Raw genomic sequence first — 16014 nt, 5'->3', positions numbered from 1 at the left:
TCAAACCTCGATCGTTTTCGGACGGCGGCGTTCAAACCACATCACGACAATCAGACGGGTCACGAAGATCGCGGTGAAGGCCGAGGTCAGGATACCCAATCCCAGCGTAATCGCGAAACCGCGCACCGGTCCGCTGCCCATTGCAAACAGGATTACGGCGGTGATGAACGTCGTCACGTTGGCGTCGACAATGGCCGACAGCGCCTTTTCATAACCCAGCTCGATGGCCCGCGCCGGACCTCGGGCGGATTTCAGTTCCTCGCGAATACGTTCAAAGATCAGCACATTGGCGTCCACCGCCATACCCACCGTTAGAACGATGCCTGCGATCCCCGGCAAGGTCAGCGTGGCCCCGATCAGCGACAGCAGGCCAAAGATCAGCCCGACGTTGATGATCAGAGCAACATTGGCGAACAGGCCGAACAAACCATAGCTGAGTGCCATAAAGCTCAGAACCGCGACAAAGGCCACGATCGTTGCGGTCTTGCCCGCGTCGATACTGTCCTGCCCCAGCTCGGGGCCGATGGTGCGTTCTTCAAGGAACTCCAGCCCGGCAGGCAAAGCACCGGCGCGCAGAAGGACGGCCAGATTGGTGCTTTCCTCGACGGTGAAGTTGCCGGTGATGATCCCCGACCCACCGGCAATATGTGCCTGGATTACAGGGGCCGAGATTACCTCGTCATCCAGCACGATGGCGAAGGGCGCGCCGATATTGTCACGGGTGTAGTCGCCGAACTTCCGTGCGCCTGACGTGTTAAAGCGGAAGCTGACCGCAGGGCGACCGTTCTGGTCGAACGAAGGCTGTGCATCCACCAGTTCCTCACCGGTCACAACCGGAGCGGATTCGATGATGTAGAACACGCCATTTTCATCGATCGACGGAACCACTTCCTGCCCGATGCCCGGAACTGCATCCGGGTCGGTGCCACGCCCGACAACCGGGTTGAAGGTCAGCTGCGCCGTGGTTCCGATGATCCCCTTCAATTCACCCGCGCTGCCAATGCCCGGAACCTGGATCAGAATACGGTCGGCGCCCTGGCGTTGAATGGTGGGCTCACGGGTACCGACCTCGTCGATCCGGCGACGAATGATTTCAAGCGCCTGACGTACGGTACGGTCATCCGAAGCCAGCTTCTCGGCCTCGGACAGTTGCACGATGATGGTGTCGCCCTCGGCGCGAACTTCGATATCGGTGGCGCCGACGCCGGTCAGCGTCTGCACCTGACGGGCCAGACCACGCACAACCTCCAGCCCGCGGGCCATGCCCTCGGGCTGACTGATGCGAACGCGAATCTCATCGGGGGCCGATTCCTGTTTGCGGATCGTGCCTACTGTTGCGCGCTCATCCCGCAGGGCGTCGCGCACTTCGGGCCACATCGCCTCCATCCGGGATTCGTAGACATCTTCGACCTTTACTTCGGCCAACAGATGCGCCCCGCCGCGCAGGTCGAGGCCAAGATTGACCAACGACGACGGCAGCCAGTTCGGCCACTGCGCCGCCTGCGCCTGCATTTCAGGGGTGTCGATGCCAAGCTCAATCGCGGCCTTGGCATCGTTGGATTGCTCGACGCGCGTGTAGAACGCATTCGGCAGGGCCATCAGCAAGCCGGTTAAACAGACCAGCCAGATCAGAACCCGCTTCCAGGTATCAATTTGCAGCATTACCCTGCCTTTTCAAGGGATTGTCGCGCGAAATTACTTCGCCGGTTCGGTCTTATTCAGAACCTGAGCGATGGTCGACTTGACCACACGAACCTTGACGTTCTCGGCCAGTTCGACCTCGATCTCGTTCTCGCCTTCCTTGACCTTCGACACCTTGCCGATCAGGCCACCCTGGGTGACTACCTGATCGCCTCGACGCACGGCTTCGACCATGGCCTGATGTTGCTTCATCTTCTTCTGCTGCGGACGGATCAGCAGGAAATACATGATCGCAAAGATCAGGATCAGCGGGAGAAACTGGGCGATTGCGCCACCTTCCATGGGATATTCCTTTTGGTTTGGAGATGCGGAGGGGCTCCGCGAATTTGGCGAGAACCTATGCTTTGAACCCGCCGTTTGCAAGCAAAGGCCGTGCCGGAACGTATCGGTTCTGTGCAGCAGACCTCAAGGATGTACTAAAGCGTTGCAGATATGTCCTAGGAACGCCCGTCGACATGGATATAGTCAGAGGCAAGGAGGCCGAATGACTAGAAACATCAAACCCTTCCAGTTGTTGATGCATCTGTTGCTTTCGACCGTTGTCATTGTCCTTCTGTCCGCTCCAATCGCGGCGCAAAACGCACCGGCTGAACCACAGGACACCGAAATAAGCGACACCGAGGTTTTCAAGGCGCCTGTAATCGTCGACGGAGACACGCTGTTCTTTCTTCGCGGCTCCAGCGCACTTCCCGCTTCGGAACGCGCGGTAACCGTTCAGAACAACATCATAGAGGTCGCCGAATCCTCAGAAAGCTCCGACGTCGTTGTGACGTATGAGGATACGGAACTCGGCACGCATATTCTTGTCGACGGTGTTTCGGTTTCGGTAGTCACCACCGCCGACGCGGATTTGGAACAGATGGAACTGGATGTCCTCAGTTTTCTGCATGGGCGTGCCATTGAAACGGCCATCATCTCCTATCGCGCAAACCGAAGTGAACAAGCGCGGGTATCAGGCGCTATCGAGGCCGCGGCCTGGACGGTCGGATTTGCCGTCTTTGTCATAACGATCCTTTGGCTGCATCGCAGGATCAGACGGCGCACGCTAAAATTCGTTAAACGCCACCTGAAAGACGTGGAAACCGCCACCGCCAAAAGCGTTCAGGCCGAGGCGATTGCTGCCTTGGTCCGGTATGGGCTGAACTTCATCCTGCTGGTGATCTTCTTTCTGGGCTTTTACTACTACCTGTCCTTCGTCCTGCTGGCTTTTGCAGAAACTCGCTATTTTGCCCAATTGCTGCTGACCTATCTGACCGAGCCGGTCCTGCTGATTTTCAGGGGGATCATCAGCTATTTTCCCAACCTGATCATGCTGGGCCTGATCGCGTGGGTCACAATATATATCATCAGGGGCATGCGCGTATTCTTTGATGCGGTCGAGGCAGGCTCGTTCGATCTGGGTGATTTCGAGAAACATTGGGTCAGCCCTACTTTCAACATCGCCCGCGTCGTTGTCATCCTGATCGCGTTGGTCTTTGCCGTCCCCTACATCCCCGGCTCGGATTCGGCCGCCTTTCAAGGTCTGACCATTCTGGTTGGTGCGATGCTGTCGCTGGGGGCGAATTCTGTCGTTTCCAACATGCTGGCTGGGTTGTTCGTGATCTATCGCCGCTCGACCTCGATCGGAGACCGCATCCAGATCGGGGATCACATCGGCGATGTGGTTCAGATCAAGCTGATGGAGACGCATCTGAAATCCATAAAGAACGAGTTGATCTCAATCCCCAACGCGCAACTGATGAACTCGGATGTGGTGAACTTCTCAAAGAAGACCGATGGTAGCGGGTTACTGCTGCACACCACTGTCGGCATCGGTTATGAAGAGCCCCCGGAAAAGGTCGAGGCCATGCTGATCGAGGCCGCCCATCGCACCAAAGGGATCAAGGTAAAACCGGAACCCTTTGTTTTGTGGACCGCCCTGGCGGATTACGCGATCAACTACCAGATCAACGGCTACACGACTCGCGGTAGTATCATCCCGAAAATCCGGTCGGACCTGCACCGCAACATCGTGGCCGTGTTTAATGAAAACGGTGTGCAGATCATGACGCCCTCTTACATGGCCGATCCGCCCGAACCGAAGATCCCAGCCGAGCACTGGGATGGCCATCTGGCGCATGAAACACACGAGCATGCCGATAAGTCGTAACCGGCGCTACACCCTGCCTTTCAGATGGTGCATAAGCGGGTTCAGTGATTCACGCATTTAAGGATCTGAACCATGCACGACATCCGCGCCATTCGCGAAAACCCAGCCGCCTTCGACGCCGCACTTGCGCGCCGTGGGGACGCGCCGGTGTCGTCAGATTTGCTAAGGTTGGACGAAAGTCGCCGCGCCAAGATTCTTGCCGCTGAAACGGCGCAGGCCGAACAGAACAAGGCAAGCAAAGAGGTTGGAGCTGCCAAAGGACGCGGCGATGAGGCCGAGTTCGAACGGTTGCGCGCTCTGGTAGCCGAGAAAAAGGCCGAGATCGCCCGGATGCAAACCGAGGCCAAGGACCTGGACGCTCTGCTGACTGACCAACTGATCCGCATTGCCAACCTACCCGCCGAAGACGTTCCCGCAGGCGCGGATGAGAACGACAATGTCGAGATTAGCCGCTGGGGCACTCCGCGCGAGCTGGATTTTGCCCCAAAGGAACATTTCGAGATCGAAGCCGTCCAGAACGGCATGGACTTTGAGACCGCCGCGAAACTCTCTGGCTCGCGCTTTGTACTGCTGTCCGGCGGCGTTGCCCGCATTCACCGTGCGCTGGCGCAGTTCATGCTGGACACGCATATCAACGAAAACGAACTGACCGAGGTCAACGGCCCGGTTCTGGTTCTGTCCGAGATGATGCAGGGCACCGGCCAACTGCCCAAATTCGGCGAGGACAGCTATCAGACCCGTGAAGGCTGGTGGTTGATCCCGACCTCCGAGGTTTCGCTGACCAACATCGTCAACGACACGATGATCGAGGAAAGCTACCTGCCCCGCCGCTACACCGCGCATTCGCTGTGCTTCCGCTCCGAGGCCGGGTCGGCGGGCAAGGACACCCGCGGCATGCTTCGTCAGCACCAGTTCGAAAAAGTCGAAATGGTATCGGTCACGCATCCTGACAAATCGGATGACGAACAAAAGCGTATGCTGCGCTGCGCCGAGGGCATCCTGGAAAAACTGGGCATCCCCTACCGGACCGTGATCCTATGCACAGGCGATATGGGCTTTGGCGCGCGCCGCACCTATGACATTGAGGCTTGGCTGCCCGGTCAGGACACCTATCGCGAGATCAGCTCGGTCTCGACTTGCGGTGATTTCCAAGCACGACGCATGAATGCGCGCTTCCGCCCCGAGGGCGGCGGCAAGCCGGAATATGTCCACACCCTGAACGGCTCGGGTCTGGCCGTCGGGCGCTGCCTGATTGCTGTGCTGGAGAATGGTCAGAACGCCGACGGAACTGTGAACCTACCCGAGGTTCTGGCTCCCTATCTGGGTGGTAAACTGACGCTGAAACTGGATGGCTCGCTGGCATAGAAAAACCGGCGCCGAAGGCAGCACCGGTTCGATAATCCAAAGGGCGGAGAAGGCTTACTTCTTCGCCTTTTTTTTATCCTTCTTCTTGTTTTTGTTTTTATCTTTCTTCTTGTCGTCTTTTTTCTTCTGATCTTTTTTCTTGCCGTCCTTTTTGGACTTTTTGTCCTTTTTCGACTTGGCTTTCACCTTGTCCTTGGCCTTCGAGAACACAGCTTCCATCTCTTGCAGCTTTTTGGCGGCCTTTTCGGCCTTGGCTTTTGCCTTGGCCTTCTTGCGGGCTTTTGCTTCGGCGGCCTCGGCAGCGGCTTTTTCTTCTGCGGCCTTACGCGCGGCGTCTTCTGCAGCTTTGCGCGCGGCCTCTTCTGCGCGTTTTTCAGCGGCTGCAGCTGCTACAGTTTTGCGCGGCGCAGCGCGGCGCGTGGCCGGTTTGCGGCGAGTGGTAGTTTTTGCAGCGGCTTGTTTTGTCGCTGCAGGTTTTCTGGCTGTAGTTTTGGCTGCAGCTGTTTTGACCGCTGCGGGCTTTCTGGCGGCATTTTTGGCGGCAGCAGGTTTAGCCGCCGCAGGTTTTCTGGCCGGAGTTTTGGCTGCAGCTGGTTTGGCCGCAATCGCTTCTTTCGCAGCAGCAATCAGAAGCGGAGCCCGCGCCGCCCCAATACGGGGAACTTTCGTAAGGTCAGCTGGGCTGGCTTTGGCTATGGCTTCGGCGGTTTTAATACCATTGGCGCTCAGCGCCTGCGCCATCGCCTCCCCCACACCCTTAACTGCTGTCACTGCGGTCATTCTTTATCCTTTCTTTCTCCCTGTGAACACCCATATATACACCGTATATACACAACAGCAAGCCGATGGGCGATCAAAGCCGCCGCAAAGTATCAACTGCTGTGCGCCAGCGTACCAGTTGTGTCCTTTTTCGGAAATGGCACGAGGCGTTTGGCATCCTCGTCCCAGAGTTTCAAATTCAACGCCGCCACAGCCTCAGGGAATTTGATGCGGCGCGGCGTATATTCGGGCGGCAGGTTATAGTGACACGCCCGCAACCGGTAAGACGGAATGCGCGCGTTGAAGTGATGGATGTCGTGTAAGGTAATGCACGCCACCGCGTTGTCGAACCACCAGCCAAAATCCAACGCGGACGAGCCCTGCAACGCGGCCAGTTGCGGATCAAGATCCGGGCGACGGTCCCAATAGGTGTCCTCGAAATTATGCTGCAGATAGACTAGGAACACGCCAAGCATCCCGCCAAGCAAAGAAAACACCAGCCAGACCAGAATACCCGTCGTACCTGCGATCAGATAAAGCAGGCCTAGGAAAACTACGATGGACAGATTGTGAAGCACCACGCCCTTGACCCCAAACTGCATCGTGTTCTTGGGCCAGCGATAGCGGATGAAATAGGTGAACAGCGCGCCGACCGGAACCAGGATGAACGGGTTTCGGTAAAGCCGATAGAACAATCGGGTTTTCCAGTCCGCCTTATTCCATTCGCGCAGTGTCATGGTGTGAATCTCACCGGTTTCACGGTGTTCCAGATTGCCGATGCCCGCATGGTGCAGGTTGTGGTTCTGCTTCATTACCTCGAAAGGCGCGAAGGTGAACGGAGACAGCCCATGCCCGGCCCATTCGTTCTGTTCACGAGTTTCAAACAGAGAATGGTGACCGCAGTCGTGCTGCAGCACATAGAGGCGCACAGCGGAAAAGGCGAACACAACCCCGGCGGGGATCATGACATACCAGCGGTCGACATACGCGATGGCCATCGCCAGCGACGAGAAATAAACCGCGTATGTTCCAAAATAGCTAAGGGCGGCCAGCCGGTTATCCTGCACCGCATATTGTCGTGTATATTCCCGCAAGTTCATTCAGCCTGTCCCCACGATTGGCCAAGTTAAATTCACATCGAAACTATTTGCGTCTTCCTCGAATTCAAGTCACGCGCACAGAAACACATGCACACAGGCGAATGCTAGCCTGCGTCAACGGGACTGTCACGCCCTTCAACCAAAAATGCTGAAAATTGGCGCAGTTACGCGCGACCCTTGAGATGTTTGGCCAACGCGCCCGCGTTTTTCTTTCGCCGCCCCTTATATGGGTTCTTGTCTCCCTGCCCGCGCAACGTCAGGCGGATCGGCGTTCCCGGCATGTCGAAATCCTCGCGCAGACCGTTGACCAGATACCGGGTATAGCTGGCGGGCATCTTGTCGGGATGCGAGCACATGACCACAAACCCGGGGGGACGGGTCTTGGCCTGTGTCATATAGCGCAGCTTGATTCGGCGGCCTTGTGGGGCTGGCGGCGGGTGTTGCTCGAGCATGGCCGTCAGCCAACGGTTCAGTGCCGCGGTGGGGACACGGCGATTCCAGACGTCATGAGCACGCAGGATAGCGGCGCGCAGACGCTCCAGCCCGCGGCCGGTCTTGGCCGACACGGTGATCAGTGGCGCGCCGCGCAGCTGCGGCAGCAGGCGTTCGAAGGACTCTTTCAGATCGCGCAGCTTTTCCTGCTTGTCGTCTTCGATATCCCATTTGTTGACCGCCACGACCACCGCGCGCCCTTCACGCTCGGCCAGATCAGCGATGCGCAGGTCTTGTTGCTCAAAGGGAATGGCCGCGTCCAACAGCACCACCACAACTTCGGCAAATTTCACGGCACGCAATCCATCGGACACCGAGAGTTTTTCCAGCTTTTCCTGCACCTTGGCCTTTTTGCGCATCCCGGCGGTGTCGAAAATCCGCATCGGGGTGCTGTCACCATCCGGGTCGGCCCAGTCGAGCCGCAGGCTGATAGCGTCGCGCGTGATCCCGGCCTCGGGGCCGGTCAGCAGACGATCTTCGCCAACGATCTTGTTGATCAGGGTCGATTTTCCGGCGTTCGGACGCCCCACGACCGCCACCTGCAGTGGTTTGGCCGCAGTGATCAGAGGGGTTTCACCCTCTCCATCCTCATCCAGTTCGATATCTGTTTCCGGAGCGTCATCCTCGGCCTTCTCCGCCGCTGCATCGGCCAGAGGCATCAACTGCGCATAGAGATCGGTCATCCCCTCGCCATGTTCCCCCGACAAGCGAACGGGTTCGCCTAGGCCAAGGTTATAGGCCTCAAGCACACCGGCATCCGCCGCGTTTCCCTCGGCCTTGTTGGCGGCAAGGATCACGTGCTTGGACCGTTTGCGCAGGATCTCGGCGAACATCTCATCTGTGGGGGTCAGACCCACGCGGGCGTCGATCATGAACAGGCAAACATCGGCCATGTCCACCGCGCGCTCGGTCAGACGGCGCATCCTGCCCTGCAGGCTGTCATCGGTCGCGTCCTCAAGACCCGCCGTGTCGATCACGGTAAAACGCAGGTCGCCCAGACGCCCTTCGCCTTCGCGCAGGTCACGCGTTACGCCGGGCTGGTCGTCGACCAAGGCCAGTCGTTTGCCCACAAGGCGGTTGAACAGGGTGGATTTGCCCACATTCGGGCGCCCCACGATGGCGAGGGTCAGCGACATGATACTCAACTTTCAAGACTCAGACGCGCCCTTTAACGCATCTTGCGGTCAACGGAAAGCGTGTAGATCACCTTTGGACGACACGACATAAAGTGTCTGCCCGGCCACAACGGGGGCTGTGGTGGCACCGCCGGGCACCTCTACACTGTTGAGCAGCGTCCCGTCGACCGGGTTGTAGAACCTCAGGAACCCGTCATTCGAGGCGATGACAATCCGCCCACCGGCCAAAATCGGGCCGTAGTGGGCAACGATCGGGCCACGCCGTCCCCGCTTATCCTTGACGAAACCCGGCAGGTCCTGCGCCCAGATGATGGAACCGTCTGCGATGTTCAGCCGAACCAGCTGGCTGCGATCACTGATCAGAAACAGACTGTTGCCCGCCGGCCAGACCGTATCAACCGCGCCTTCATCCGCAGTCCAGACCCGCTCGCCCGAGCTCGTGTCGAACGCCACGGTCCGGCCCGAGTGGTTACCGATATAGATCTTGTCGCCAACGACCATAGGTCCACCGGTCACATCCACGATTTGCGCCGCAGCACGCCCCCGGCGTCCACCCGCAACCGAGGCGTTCCAGCGACGGATACCGCCCTTGCGGAAGGTCGCGGCCACGTCACCCGAGCCAAAGGCAAAGACCGCAAACTCAGACGCAATGACCGGAGCCGGGGCGCCAAGCACATTGCCGACGCTCGGCGTACCCTGAATTTGCCAGGCGATGCGGCCATCCTTGGTGTTCACGGCCCAGCCAGTTTCGTCGCCCGCAACCAGATACAGCAGGCCTTCATTGACCAGCGGCGCGCCGCTGCCAGTAGCGTTCAGGCGTTTTTGCCATTTGATCGCGCCGGACTTCGCATCCAGAGCGGTCAAGCGTCCAAACCCGGACGACACGTAGAGTACACCATTGGCATAAGCCAGCCCACCACCTGTCGCATCGGAATCACCGTCGGTTGGCGGGATCAGGTTCTTGCTCCACGCCACCTGACCTTGCGGTGTCACTGCGGATACGGTTGCGCCGGAATCCAGCGTATAGATCAGACCACCAGCAACGACGGGTTCAGCGGTGATCCGCCGTTTGCGCGAATCTCCGTCACCAATCGAGGTGGACCAAACGCGCTGTGGCGTGGCACGCAGGGCGGCATTGGTGGTGCGATAGGCAGGCGTTCCGGCGCTTTGCGACCAGTTCGCGTTCGCCTTTTGCGCCGGCAGGCTGATCGGCTTCGAGCCTTGGGTTGCGGTGGTTTCGGAATCCGACGTTGGGCGGATATCCTCACGCGGACCGGGCAGTATGACCTCGGGTTCTTCACAGGCAGCAAGCGCCGTCAGCGATAATGCCGCAACCGACAATCCAATGCGGGAGAAAAGACTTGTCACCATGATGCTCCGAACTCGCCTGTCATTCATTATTGCCGCCGCATCAGCCCTGTTGGGCCACCAGCGGTTCCGGTTCGCCGCCAAGCGCGACAATCAACTGTGCAGCTCGCTGCTGAAGGTCGACGCCGATCTCTGCGTCCTGACGCATCGCCTGCAGCCGCTCGATCGCCGCATCGGCGTTACCCTCGGAAATGTCAATCAGAGCCAGCTGCTCCTCGGCCAGCAACCGTAAAGGTGCCCCCGGAGCAGCAAGTGCTTCGAACTGCTGGCGTCGGTCGGCCACCGGCAGGGTGTCGCTTTGCAACAGCAGCGCCTTAAAGGCAGCAATGGCGCGGTAAATCTCCGGCAGGTCGCCCTGCACCGCGACTGCGTTCAGGCTGTTCACTGCGTCTTCGCGTGATCCAGCCTCGATTTGCGACGAGGACAACAGGAAGTTCAGGACGGCGTCGCCACCGGGCGTGGCCGCATCGATGCTGGCCAAGCTGGCCGCACGTTCAGCCGAGTCATTCTGCGTCAACGCGCCCAGAATCTCATCGCCCAGCTTTTCCGCCTGACCGGTGGTCCGGGCCTTGCGGATCTCATTGAAGGCGGCACCGCCTACGATCAGGATCACGGCCAGAACGCCGACCCAACCCCACCGGCGCAGCAGCAGGAACAGGCGGTCGCGGCGGACCTCTTCGGTCACCTCATCAATAAAACTGTCGGTGTCGCTCATCCTGCTCCCCGGGCTGTAACCAGTTCATATGGCGCCATGTCATACCCCGCCGTCTTTGCCAAGCCAAGGGCCGGAATTCGCACATTTTCACCGCGACACGCCGCGCTTGCGCAAAAAAATAATCCGAACTATCCAGTTTAGTGTAGAAATGGTACGTGCCTGACCCCATTTTCAGGCATACACGCCGTAGGACAATCGGCGACGAATTCTGGGAGCGTCTCTGTATGCGTTTGATTTCATTCGTGAATGCAATTTTGGTAATCGCAGCACTGTTCTTTCTGGTCTTTGAACGGGACACGCTGTTTGCCTTCGCCGGTCGCGGCGACTCTGAGGCGGACACTGCATCCAATACGGAAACTACAAACGACGCGACGTCAGATCAAAACGCCATTGGTGTTGTTGTCCTGCGGTCAGCAGCACGCGAAATTGACAGCGCCGTGCTATTGCGCGGGCAAACCAAGGCCAACCGCCAGGTTGAAGTTCTGGCCGAAACGACCTCGACGGTGATTTCGGAACCCAAGCGCAAGGGAACCTTTGTCGAAGCGGGCGACCTACTGTGCGAGCTGGACCCCGGCACCCGCCCCGCCAGCCTGGCCGAGGCTGAAGCTGCCCGACTTGAGGCGGAAAGCCGAGTCCCCGAGGCCGAGGCCCGCCTGGAAGAGGCCCATGCCTTGGTCGCCGAGGCGCAGATCAATTTGACGGCGGCTCAGAAACTGTCGGAAACCGGGTTTGGGTCGGAGACCCGCCGGATTTCCAGCGAGGCCGCGATGCGCTCGGCCGAAGCCGGTGTAAAGACTGCCGAGGCCGGTCTGGAAGCCACACGCGCCGGCATCGAAGCCGCCACCGCCGAGGTCGGGGCCGCCCAGCGCGAGATCGACCGTCAGACCATCGAAGCCCCGTTCAAAGGGCTGCTGGAAAGCGACACCGCAGAGCTGGGCAGCCTGATGCAACCCGGTTCGCTCTGTGGAACGGTCATTCAGTTAAACCCGATCAAACTGGTCGGTTTCGTGCCCGAGGTCGATGTGAACAAAATCCTTGTTGGCTCGGAAGCCTCGGCGCGGCTGGTTACCGGCCTTCAGGTCGCTGGCCGTGTCACGTTCCTAAGCCGGTCCGCGGATGAAACGACCCGCACATTCGAGGTTGAGATCACCGTCCCGAATCCGGACCTTACCATCCGTGACGGTCAGACCGCCGACATCCGCATTTCCGCCGAAGGGGCAAAAGCGCATATTCTGCCGCAATCTGCCCTGACGCTGAACAACGAAGGTCAGGTTGGCGTCCGCACCGTAGGCGCTGAAAACGTCGTCGGTTTCATGCCTATCCGCCTGCTGCGCGACACCGCCGAGGGCGTCTGGGTCGACGGGCTGCCGGAAACCGCAGATGTCATCGTTGTCGGGCAGGAGTTCGTGACACAGGGCGTCACCGTCAAGCCCACCTATCGGGAAGCTGCACAATGACAGGTTTAGTAGGATGGGCCGCCGACAGGGCCCGCATGGTTCTGGCCTTCATCGCAATCTCGCTGGTTGTCGGCGGGTTTGCCTATGTCAGCCTGCCCAAGGAAGGTGAACCGGATATCGAAATCCCGGCCCTGTTCGTCTCGGTCCAGTTTCCCGGCATTTCCGCTGAGGATTCGGAGAACCTGCTGATCAAGCCGATGGAAACCGAGCTGGCGGATCTGGACGGCCTGAAGGAAATGACCGCCACCGCTGCCGAAGGTTACGCCGGTATCGCGCTCGAGTTCGACTTTGGCTGGGACAAGACCGCCATCATGGCGGATGTGCGCGACGCAATGAACAGCGCGCAGGCTGATTTCCCGGAAGGGGCCGAGCAGTATTCGTTGTTCGAAATCAACTTTTCCGAGTTCCCCATCGTGATCGTCAACCTGACCGGTGCGGTACCCGAACGCACGATGGCGCGCATTGCAAAAGACTTGCAGGACGATCTGGAAGCACTGGATTCGGTGCTTGAGGCCGGGATCGCAGGCAATCGCGATGAGTTGCTTGAGGTCATAATCGACCCGCTGCGGCTTGAGGCTTATGACGTGTCGGCGGATGAACTGATCAACGTCGTGCGAAATAACAACCAACTGATCGCCGCGGGAGAGGTCGATACCGCGCAGGGCACTTTCTCAGTCAAAATCCCGTCGTCGTTCAAAACCGCCGAGGACGTCTACAGCCTGCCCGTCAAGGTCAATGGTGACCGCGTCGTGACAATGGGTGAGTTGGCGCAGATCAACTATACCTTCGAGGACCGCGAAGGCACCGCCCGGTTCGACGGCGAATCCACCGTGGCCTTGCAGGTGGTCAAACGCAAAGGCTTTAACCTGATCGACACCGTGGCGCAGGTGAAAGAAGCCCTCGCCGCCGCACAGGAGAAATGGCCAGCCGAACTGCGCGCAGCCGTCGATGTCGGCACCTCGAACGATCAAAGCCGCATCGTCGACTCGATGGTGCGCCAGCTGGAGGGCTCGGTTCTGACCGCCATTGCGCTGGTTATGATCGTGGTTCTAGCGTCGCTGGGTACGCGCGCCGCGCTGCTGGTGGGTTTTGCGATCCCGACATCGTTCCTGCTTAGCTTTGCGTTTCTGGCAATCATGGGTGTGAGCATTTCGAACATGGTGATGTTCGGGCTGATCCTGGCCGTCGGTATGCTGGTCGACGGGGCCATCGTGGTAGTGGAATACGCCGACAAGCGCATCAGCGAAGGCATCGGCCCGATGCACGCCTATGTCGAGGCAGCACAGCGGATGTTCTGGCCCATCGTGTCGTCCACTGCGACGACGCTGTGCGCCTTCCTGCCGATGCTGTTCTGGCCCGGTGTGCCCGGTGAATTCATGAAAATGCTGCCGATCACTCTGATCTTTGTGCTGTCGTCGTCACTGATTGTCGCACTGATCTACTTGCCGGTCGTCGGCGGTGTGTCCGGGCGGATGAGCCGCACTTTCGACCGCACCTCCAACTGGCTGCGCGGTGTTGCTCCCTGGTGGGTGCGCGCAGTTCTGGTGCCGCCGTCGCTCTACATGATCTTCCTTGGCGCAATGCAAATGCTGAACCCTGATTACCTGTTGCCCGGGGGCGTGGTGTCGGGTTCACTGCTGTTCATCGCAGGCGGCTTTGCCGGGTCGGTGACCCTGAGCGCCGCCAAGATCGAACGCCGCCACGAAGAACGCGTCCATTCCGCGCGCGAGCACACGCCATTCGGTTACGTTGTCAAATTCCTGGTCGGAAACCCGATCATGCCTGTGGTTTCGATTGCTGTCGTCACGCTCAGCGTCATGGGGGTGATGGCCTATTTCATGAACAACAACCGTGGCGTGGAATTCTTCGTCGAAACCGAACCGGAACAGGCCACCGCCTATGTCCGCGCGCGGGGCAACCTGTCGTTGCAGGAAAAAGACGCATTGGTTCTGGCCGCCGAAGAAGTGATCAGTGCGCACCCGGCCGTGACCAACGTGTTCGCCTTTGCCGGTGAAGGGGGACTAAATCAGAACAACGGCGGCGCGCAGGCGCCGGCCGATACCGTGGGTCGCGTGCAGTTCGAAATCACCCCGTGGGAAGACCGGCCCAAGCAGACCGAACCAGCCTTTTTCGGGCTGTTCGACCGCGAAATCATCGCCCCGGAATATGACGGTGACTTCGTTTTGGACGAGCTGAACATAGAACTCGCCAAACTGCCCGGTTTCATCGTGGAAATCTTGCCGCTGGAACAGGGGCCGGCCTCGGCCAAGCCTGTCCATTTGCGCATCAAGGCTGACGGTTGGGAAGAATTGACGACCGCCACCGAAACCGCGCGGGCTGTGTTCGACGAAACACCGGGCCTGATTAAGATCGAAGACACCATGCCCCTGCCCGGCATCGACTGGCAGATCGACGTGGACGTTGCCAAGGCGGGTCGGTTCGGAGCCGACGTCGCCACCGTCGGCGCCATGGTGCAATTGGTGACCCGCGGTATCCTGCTGGGCGAAATGCGCCCCGACAGCACCGATGAAGAGGTCGAAATCCGCGTCCGCCTACCCGAGGAAGACCGGGTGCTGTCGACGCTGGACTCGCTCAAGGTACGCACGCCCGACGGGCTGGTGCCGCTGTCGAATTTCGTCACCCGCCAGCCGGTCGCCAAACTGGCCGAGATCAACCGGATTGACCAGCAGCGGTATTTCGACGTGAAGGCGGATGTTGAGCCGGGCTTGTCCAAGGTGGTTGTCGATGGTCCGGACGGAACCGAACAACGCCTCGCCGTTGTCCGCGCAATCGAAGAAGGCGCCGAACCCATCGGGACAACCATCAACGGCCCGGACGGCTCGGAATACGAGCTGTTCCAACTGACCGGAGCAGACAGCGTCGACGACCTGCGCGCCGCGATCGAAGACAGCGACGCGCGGTTTGCTCTGGTCAACCCGAACGAGCGGATTGCTCTGCTGACCGAATGGCTGAACACCGACCCGTTCTCGAGCGCGATCAGCTGGGAATGGACCGGTGATCAGGAAGATCAGGAAGAATCCGGTGCCTTCCTGCAAAGCGCATTCCTGGGCGCGCTGGGTCTGATGTTCGTGATCCTGCTGGCTCAGTTCAACTCGCTTTATAACTCGGTGCTGGTGCTGTTGGCGGTCGTGCTGTCGACCACAGGGGTTCTGATCGGGATGATCGTCATGCAGCAACCGTTCTCGATCATCATGACCGGTACGGGAATCGTTGCGCTGGCGGGGATCGTGGTGAACAACAACATCGTTCTGATCGACACCTATCAGGAATACAGCCGCTATATGCCTCGGATCGAGGCAATCATTCGCACCGCCGAGGCGCGTATCCGTCCGGTTTTGCTGACCACCCTGACCACGATGGCCGGTCTGACGCCAATGATGTTTGGCCTGTCGCTGGACTTCATCAATGGTGGCTATTCGATCAACAGCCCGACGGCGCTGTGGTGGAAACAGCTGGCCACTGCGGTGGTGTTCGGGTTGGGTATCGCGACAGTACTGACGCTGATCGTGACGCCTTCGCTGCTTGCGCTGCGGGTGTGGGTGACGACCTATACGGTATGGCTGGGCCGGGTGCTTGCCCGCGCGACATCTGGCAAGTCCAGCCAGATCGCGCAGGATATGGCGATTGGCAAAGCCGTCCGTCAGGCACAAGCGACCGAAGTGGTTTGGGACGACGAAACACCCCCTGCAACCCAGGATGTTCAAAAAAACGAACATACGCCGGGTCCGCCCCTGAAAGCGGCAGAATAAAA

General features: G+C 59.3%; 11 protein-coding genes. 4 read left to right on the top strand and 7 right to left on the bottom strand.

Annotated elements, in window-relative coordinates:
- Entirely contained in the window at nucleotides 1–1662 is a 1662-nt protein-coding gene (gene secD / locus AC2FEE_RS07575) for a protein translocase subunit SecD (protein WP_496864151.1), read from the bottom strand.
- Nucleotides 1663–1695: 33 nt separating this feature from the next.
- The gene (yajC, locus tag AC2FEE_RS07570) at nucleotides 1696–1983 is read right to left on the bottom strand and encodes a preprotein translocase subunit YajC (RefSeq protein WP_170399935.1); all 288 of its coding nucleotides are present in this window, start codon (nucleotides 1981–1983) and stop codon (nucleotides 1696–1698) included.
- Between the two features lie 202 nt (nucleotides 1984–2185).
- Between yajC and AC2FEE_RS07565 the strand changes: the two genes are divergently transcribed.
- Nucleotides 2186–3850, top strand: a complete 1665-nt coding sequence (locus AC2FEE_RS07565; protein ID WP_496864148.1) for a mechanosensitive ion channel family protein — start codon at nucleotides 2186–2188, stop codon at nucleotides 3848–3850.
- A 72-nt stretch (nucleotides 3851–3922) separates the two neighbouring features.
- A complete protein-coding gene (serS, locus tag AC2FEE_RS07560) occupies nucleotides 3923–5215 on the top strand; it encodes a serine--tRNA ligase (RefSeq protein ID WP_496864146.1) in 1293 nt (430 codons plus the stop codon).
- A gap of 54 nt (nucleotides 5216–5269) precedes the next feature.
- Here serS and AC2FEE_RS07555 read toward each other — a convergent pair whose 3' ends face one another.
- The 5 genes from AC2FEE_RS07555 to AC2FEE_RS07535 form a co-directional block, all read right to left on the bottom strand.
- Nucleotides 5270–5995: a helix-hairpin-helix domain-containing protein gene (locus AC2FEE_RS07555; RefSeq protein WP_496864145.1), complete on the bottom strand. Its 726-nt coding sequence runs from the start codon at nucleotides 5993–5995 to the stop codon at nucleotides 5270–5272.
- A gap of 92 nt (nucleotides 5996–6087) precedes the next feature.
- Nucleotides 6088–7074 (bottom strand): fatty acid desaturase, encoded by a 987-nt coding sequence (locus AC2FEE_RS07550; RefSeq protein ID WP_496864144.1) that lies wholly within the window; start codon nucleotides 7072–7074, stop codon nucleotides 6088–6090.
- A gap of 164 nt (nucleotides 7075–7238) precedes the next feature.
- Nucleotides 7239–8702 carry a ribosome biogenesis GTPase Der gene (der, locus tag AC2FEE_RS07545; protein WP_496864143.1) on the bottom strand — a complete coding sequence of 488 codons (1464 nt, stop codon included), beginning with the start codon at nucleotides 8700–8702 and terminating at the stop codon, nucleotides 7239–7241.
- A gap of 48 nt (nucleotides 8703–8750) precedes the next feature.
- The gene (locus AC2FEE_RS07540) at nucleotides 8751–10073 is read right to left on the bottom strand and encodes a PQQ-like beta-propeller repeat protein (RefSeq protein ID WP_496864142.1); all 1323 of its coding nucleotides are present in this window, start codon (nucleotides 10071–10073) and stop codon (nucleotides 8751–8753) included.
- 40 nt (nucleotides 10074–10113) lie between these two features.
- Entirely contained in the window at nucleotides 10114–10785 is a 672-nt protein-coding gene (locus tag AC2FEE_RS07535; protein WP_496864140.1) for a hypothetical protein, read from the bottom strand.
- Nucleotides 10786–11009: 224 nt separating this feature from the next.
- On the opposite strand from AC2FEE_RS07535, the gene AC2FEE_RS07530 reads away from it, so the two are divergent.
- Nucleotides 11010–12242 carry an efflux RND transporter periplasmic adaptor subunit gene (locus AC2FEE_RS07530; protein ID WP_496864138.1) on the top strand — a complete coding sequence of 411 codons (1233 nt, stop codon included), beginning with the start codon at nucleotides 11010–11012 and terminating at the stop codon, nucleotides 12240–12242.
- Entirely contained in the window at nucleotides 12239–16012 is a 3774-nt protein-coding gene (locus AC2FEE_RS07525) for an efflux RND transporter permease subunit (RefSeq protein ID WP_496864137.1), read from the top strand. Before AC2FEE_RS07530 ends, AC2FEE_RS07525 begins: the two co-directional genes overlap by 4 nt.
- Nucleotides 16013–16014: the final 2 nt, after the last annotated feature.

The organism is Ruegeria sp. YTSC199 (genome assembly GCF_059609725.1).
Note: the sequence above shows the minus strand (reverse complement) of the source record. Positions and strands in the feature narration are given on the sequence as shown.